Annotated in this window: 6 protein-coding genes and 1 other RNA gene; 6 read left to right on the plus strand and 1 reads right to left on the minus strand. The window is 69.2% G+C overall.

What is annotated here, in order from left to right:
- Positions 1-181 precede the first annotated feature (181 nt).
- The 6 genes from prfB (at position 182) to C1I95_RS30985 (ending at position 5,235) form a co-directional block, all read left to right on the plus strand.
- Entirely contained in the window at positions 182-1,303 is a 1,122-nt protein-coding gene (prfB, locus tag C1I95_RS30960) for a peptide chain release factor 2 (RefSeq protein WP_111219255.1), read from the plus strand.
- A 118-nt stretch (positions 1,304-1,421) separates the two neighbouring features.
- The gene (gene ftsE, locus C1I95_RS30965) at positions 1,422-2,102 is read left to right on the plus strand and encodes a cell division ATP-binding protein FtsE (protein WP_111219257.1); all 681 of its coding nucleotides are present in this window, start codon (positions 1,422-1,424) and stop codon (positions 2,100-2,102) included.
- A gap of 68 nt (positions 2,103-2,170) precedes the next feature.
- Positions 2,171-3,046: a permease-like cell division protein FtsX gene (gene ftsX, locus C1I95_RS30970; RefSeq protein WP_111219259.1), complete on the plus strand. Its 876-nt coding sequence runs from the start codon at positions 2,171-2,173 to the stop codon at positions 3,044-3,046.
- 134 nt (positions 3,047-3,180) lie between these two features.
- Complete coding sequence (smpB, locus tag C1I95_RS30975) at positions 3,181-3,660, plus strand: SsrA-binding protein SmpB (protein WP_111219261.1); 480 nt, start codon at positions 3,181-3,183, stop codon at positions 3,658-3,660.
- A 108-nt stretch (positions 3,661-3,768) separates the two neighbouring features.
- Positions 3,769-4,144: a transfer-messenger RNA gene (ssrA, locus tag C1I95_RS30980) on the plus strand.
- A 140-nt stretch (positions 4,145-4,284) separates the two neighbouring features.
- A complete protein-coding gene (locus C1I95_RS30985; RefSeq protein ID WP_111219263.1) occupies positions 4,285-5,235 on the plus strand; it encodes a hypothetical protein in 951 nt (316 codons plus the stop codon).
- Between the two features lie 87 nt (positions 5,236-5,322).
- On the opposite strand, the gene C1I95_RS30990 is transcribed toward C1I95_RS30985, so the two are convergent.
- Positions 5,323-6,410: thiamine pyrophosphate-dependent enzyme (locus C1I95_RS30990; RefSeq protein ID WP_111219265.1), on the minus strand; the 1,088-nt coding region annotated here is incomplete at its 5' end.

Here is a 6,410-nt window from a genome sequence, read left to right on the forward strand (position 1 = left end):
AGCGGTGCTGGTTTTGGCTCGGACTGCGGGGCTCGCAAGCTCACTGCTCGTCCGAGCGGTGCTGGTTTTGGCTCGGACTGCGGGGCTCGCAAGCTCACTGCTCGTCCGAGCGGTGCTGGTTTTGGCTCGGACTGCGGGGCTCGCAAGCTCACTCCTCGTCCGAGCAGTAGGCTTGTCTGTCGTGACCGCTGCCGACTGCGCCGAACAGCTCAAGGAACTCGACGCCACCCTGCGCAACATCGAGGCGGTGCTCGACCTCGACCGCCTGCGCGGGGACAAGGCCCGCCTGGAGCAGGAGGCGTCCGCCCCCGATCTCTGGGACGACCAGGCCCGCGCCCAGCAGGTGACCTCGCAGCTGTCGTACGTCAACGGCGAGATCGACAAGCTCGGCAGCCTGCGGTCGCGCCTCGACGACGCGCACGTGCTGCTGGAGCTGGCCGAGGCGGAGTCCGACTCGGGGGTGCTCACCGAGGTCGAGACGGAGATCGCCGGGCTCGGCAAGGCCATCCAGGAGATGGAGGTCCGCACCCTGCTCTCCGGTGAGTACGACTCCCGGGAGGCGCTGGTGGCCATCCGGGCGGGCGCCGGTGGCGTGGACGCGGCGGACTTCGCCGAGATGCTGCTGCGGATGTACCTGCGCTGGGCCGAGCGGCACGGCTACCCGACCGAGGTCTACGAGACCTCCTACGCCGAGGAGGCAGGTCTGAAGTCCGCCACCTTCACGGTCAAGGTCCCGTACGCCTACGGCACGCTCAGCGTGGAATCCGGCACCCACCGGCTGGTCCGGATCAGCCCGTTCGACAACCAGGGTCGGCGGCAGACCAGCTTCGCCGGGGTCGAGGTGCTGCCGGTGGTGGAACAGACCGACCACATCGACATCCCCGAGAACGAGATGCGGATCGACGTCTACCGCTCCTCGGGGCCCGGTGGCCAGAGCGTCAACACCACCGACTCGGCGGTGCGGATCACCCACATCCCGACCGGCATCGTGGTGACCTGTCAGAACGAGAAGTCGCAGCTGCAGAACAAGGCGTCGGCGCTACGGGTGCTGCAGGCCCGGCTGCTGGAGCGCAAGCGCCAGGAGGAGCAGGCCAAGCTTCAGGGTCTCAAGACCGACGCCGCGGGCTCCTGGGGCGACCAGATGCGGTCGTACGTGCTGCACCCGTATCAGATGGTGAAGGATCTGCGTACCGAGCAGGAGACCGGCAATCCGACCTCGGTCTTCGACGGCGAGCTGGACTCGTTCATCGAGGCCGGCATCCGGTGGCGCAAGCAGCAGCAACTCGCCGGCGACCGTGCGTGATCGATCGTTGGCGGAGTGCGTCATCGATCTCTACGTGACGTGCTGATTCGATGACATGTCCCGCATCTGCGGGGCGTAGCACTTGGCACGACAGTTACACCGCGTAGACTCTCCACCCGTGATTCAGCTTGAGCAAGTGACGAAGACGTACCCGAAGGCGTCGCGGCCTTCGCTCGACAACGTGTCCGTGTCGATCGACAAGGGCGAGTTCGTCTTCTTCATCGGCCCATCCGGCTCCGGCAAGTCCACCATCGTCAAGATGCTGCTGCACGAGGTCACCCCCAGCAAGGGGAGGGTCGTCGTGAACGGCAAGGACGTCACCTCGATGCGGTCCTGGAAGCGTCCGCACTTCCGCCGTTCGATCGGCTGCGTCTTCCAGGACTTCCGGCTGCTGCCCAACCGCACCGCCTACGAGAACGTGGCCTTCGCTCTCGAGGTGATCGGCAAGACCAAGGCGGTCGCCCGCCGGGTCGTGCCGGAGGTGCTGGAACTGGTCGGCCTCGGCGGCAAGGAGCATCGCTACCCGCACGAGCTCTCCGGTGGTGAGCAGCAGCGGGTGGCGGTGGCTCGGGCGTTCGTGAACCGTCCGCTGATCCTGCTGGCCGACGAGCCGACCGGAAACCTCGACCCGGACACGTCCATCGAGATCATGCGCCTGCTGGACCGGATCAACCGCACCGGCACGACCGTCGTGATGGTCACGCACGACTCCAACATCGTGAACCAGATGCGCCGCCGGGTCATCGAGATCGAGAGCGGCCGCATCGTCCGCGACCAGGCCCGCGGCGTCTACGGGTGACGAGACCAACCCACCGCACCCCGATCTGACGACGAACACCTCACGCCGGAGAGCCGGAGGAAATCCCGATGCGGATGAAATACGTCCTGTCCGAGGTACTGGTCGGACTGTGGCGCAACGTGACCATGACCATCGCGATGATCATCACGATGGCGGTCTCGCTGACCATGCTCGGTGCCAGCGGCCTGATCTACACCAAGGTCGCCGACATGAAGGAGCTGTACTTCGAGAACATCCAGGTCTCGATCTTCCTGAACGGCGAGGTCAGCGACGAGCAGCGCGCCGACCTCGCCGCCCGGCTGGACGCCGACCCGCTGATCTCGGAGGTCACCTACGTCAACAAGGACGAGGCGTTCAAGCGCTTCCAGGAGATGTTCCGGGACTCCCCGGACCTGCTGAGCGCGGTCAAGGCGGACCAGCTGCCCGAGTCGTACCGGATCAAGCTGGTCGACCCGCAGCAGTACAAGACCATCTCCGACCAGTACGCCTCAGCCGAGGGGGTCGACCAGGTCGTCGACCAGAGTCAGGTGCTCGACAAGATCTTCAACCTGTTCACCGCCGGGCAGAACATCGCGCTGGCCGCCGCGGTCGCGATGGCCATCGCCGCGCTGCTGCTGGTCGCCAACACCATTCAGGTCGCCGCGTACAGCAAGCGGCGTGAGGTCGCGGTCATGAAGTTGGTCGGCGCGTCCAACTGGTTCATCCAGGCGCCGTTCGTGCTGGAGGCGGTCGTCGCCGGCCTGTTCGGTTCGTTGCTCGGCCTCGGTGCGCTGGTCGCGTTGAAGAAGTTCCTCTTCGACGACGCACTCAGCGCCCTGCAGGGCCTGTTCGCGCCGGTGAGCTGGGGCGAGGTGTTCCTGACCTTCCCGCTGATGGCCGGCGTCGGTGGTGTGATCAGCGCGGTCACCGCCTGGGTCACCCTCCGCTTCTACCTGCGGGTCTAGCTTCTCGTGGCAGGGCCCTCCCGCGCCGGAATAAACGGCGCGGGAGGGCCCTTGTCGTTCGGGTAGCATGATCTCCGCTCTTCGGCCGGTCGCCGCCGGTCGGGAGGCAGGAACGGGAAGGGGGTGGCGCGGCGATGCCACGGGAAAAGGGGCGTAAGGTCGTCGCCTCCAACAAGAAGGCCCGCCACGACTACGCCATCCTCGACACGTACGAGGCGGGCATGGCGTTGACCGGTACCGAGGTCAAGTCGCTGCGGGCCGGGCGGGCGTCGCTGGTCGACGCGTTCGCCCAGGAGCGCGACGGTGAGCTGTACCTGCACGGGATGCACATCCCGGAGTACGTGCAGGGCACCTGGACCAACCACGAGCCCCGGCGTACCCGCAAGCTGTTGCTCAAGCGGCTGGAGATCGACCGTCTGATCGGCAAGACCCGGGAGAGCGGGCTGACCCTGGTGCCGTTGCAGGTCTACTTCTCGGACGGCTGGGCCAAGGTGGAGATCGGCCTGGCCAAGGGCAAGAAGGCGTACGACAAGCGCCAGGACCTCGCCAAACGGGACGCCGAGCGGGAAATCGCCCGGGCGGCCGGCCGGCGGGGTAAGGGGATGGAAGACTGATATGTCCGGTTCGTTTCCGAGGGTGGGTCGCTGGCCCGGGCTCGGGATGAATCCGGTTGCGGCAGGCGTTAGGCTTGTCGAAGCCGTCGGGATCCGGCGGCCTGCCGAGGGGGTGACTGGTTTCGACTTCGTACGTTACGGCAGGGGAAGCGAGCCGAGGAAGCCGACGTCGTCTCGAGAATCGTTCGTCGGAAACCAATAAGCGCCAATAACAATCGCGCTGACTTCGCTCTCGCCGCCTGAGGCGAGTAGCAAGTCTGTCGGCCTGGGAGTGCCTTCGACCCAGTTAGCCGGCATCAGCTAGAGGGCTGGCCAACCGGACCCGGTCGCGGGGTCCGTGCGGCGAGATCAATCAGCGACTGGGCCCGTCACACCGACTCGCTCGCGTGATCGGAGGGGCCGAGTAGAGGCACAGCGAGCTGCGCTCGGAGAAGCCCTGGCAAGGCGGCGAAGGACCCGGGTTCGATTCCCGGCACCTCCACCACCTGAACTGCGCGCCCCGGTCACCGACCGGGGCGCGCAGTCGTCTGCGCGTCCTGCGGGCCGGGACGATTCGGCTGGGTGGACCGGTCCGCAGCGCCCGATGATGGGGAACCCGGCCGGGCAGCGGCCCGTCGAACCGGTATGCGTCGATCAGCCGCCCTGCTGGGCCTGCCCCTGATGATGATCGTGGCCGGGTGCGCCCCGGCGGGCACCGAGCCGGCCAAGCCCGGCATCCGGGTAGAAGCCGACGACGCGTTCGACAAGCGGGCGACCGCGGTGGCCGAGGTATGGCGTCCTGGTACGGAGTGGAGCAAGGGCTACGTACCGCTGCAGGAGCCCACGGTGCTCGTCGGCGTTCCCGAGTTCACCGCGGCGACCAAGACGGCCTTCCTGGCCGGCTGGTACCGCGACCAGGCCGACATCCCCGCCGCGCCGGCCGCCGACGGCACAGTCCGCTTCCCCGACGGGGAACTGCGCGTGCCACTGATCAGCGCCGCCGAGGCGTACCGGCAGCTCGCTCCGAGCGGTCCGCCGCCCTGCCCGGGACCGCCGACGGAGCCCGCGACCCCGCCACCGGCCGCGCCGGGCGGGCCGGACGACTCGGTCAGCAGCCGGCCGCAGGGCGACGACTGCGTCCCGCTGACCATTACGAAGGTCGAGTTGGGCACCGCCCCGGTCCGTACCAGCCGCGGTGCGACGCAGGTGCCCGCGTGGCTGTTCACCGTGCCGGAGATCAACGCCGTGGTGGCCCGGGTCGCGGTCGCGCCCCGCGCGGTCGGTGCCGTACCCGAACCAGCTGCGCCGTCCGGACCCACGCCGGAGCGCCTGGTGAGTGCACAGGACATCCAGGCCGTCGACGGGGCGACGCTGAGCTACCGACTCGGGGTGGGCAGCTGCGATTCCGAGATCACCCCGCTGGTGCAGGAGCACGACCACGTGGTGGTCGTCGGCGGCACGGTCGTCCGGACCACCGACATCTGCAACGAGATGCTGAAACTGGAGCCGGTCGAGGTGACCCTCAAGGCGCCGCTGGGTGCCCGGCCGGTCCTGGACGTGATCACCGGAGCGCCCCTGCGGCTCGCCGCCGGCTGACGGTCCACACCGTCGCGGCCGGCTCCGGCCGTTAAAAGGGGGCCCCTTCCTATACACCAGGCGTTAATAAGGTGCCCGTCCTTGCGCTCAGAGGATCGGGGGGATGTCGGTGCGGATCGGCACCGGCAACACCGTCGGACCGTCCGCGCGCAACGCGGTGCCGAGGGCCGCACCGAACTGGTCGGGCGTGTCGACGACCGTGGTGGCGCAGCCGTAGCCGCGGGCCACCGCGGTGATGTCGATGCCGGGCAGGTCCAGCCCGGGTATGCCGGAGGTGTGCTTGAACTCGGCGAACGCCTTGAGGATGGCGTACTGCTGGTTGACCGGGACCACGACGACCAGCGGCAGGCGTAGCTGGGCGGCGGTCCACAGGGACTGCACCGAGTAGTGGAACGAGCCGTCGCCGATCACCGCGACCACCGGCCGGTGCCGGCCGGTGTCGCGTTGCGCGAGGGCGACGCCGACCGCGGCCGGGAGGCCGTAGCCGAGTCCGCCGCTGGCCATCGTGAAGTACGACCCGGGCCGGTTGAGCCGCAGCCGGCGGCGCAGCGCGGACAGGTTGGACGGCGACTCCTGCACCAGCACCCCGTCCTCGGGCCAGTGCCGGGCCAGCGCGGCGAAGAGCGCGTCGGCGCTGAGCGGAACGGATTCCTCGGCGGGAGACGGCGTGGGCCGGGCCGGTGGCGGTGGACGATTGGCCGGTGGCATCAGGTCGACCAGGGCGGCGAGGGTGAGTCCGGCGTCGCCGAGCAGGCTGTCGCCGACCGGGGCGCGAGCCGCCTCCTCGGGGTCGTCGGTGACGTGCAGCAGCCGGGTGCCGTCGGGCAGGGTGTCGCCGGGCACGTGCGGGTAATAGCGGAACACCGGGGCGCCGACGACCAGCACCGTGTCGTGTCCGCGTAGCTGCTCGGCCAGCGGACCGGTCGCGAAGGGCAGCACACCCTGGAAGTGCGGGTGGTCCTCGGGGAAGGCGATGCGCTCGGGTGCGGGTGCCGACCAGACCGGTGCGACCAGCCGCTCGGCCAACGCGACCGCGGCCTCCGCGGCGCCGGCCCGGTCCACGGCGGCACCGAGCACCAGCGCCGGCGACCGGCTGGTGGCCAGCGCCGCGGCGAACTGGCGCAGCCGCTCCGGGTCGGGGGCGAACCGGGTGGCCACCGTACGGACCTGCGGGG

This window comes from Micromonospora craterilacus (assembly GCF_003236315.1).
GTDB lineage: Bacteria > Actinomycetota > Actinomycetes > Mycobacteriales > Micromonosporaceae > Micromonospora > Micromonospora craterilacus.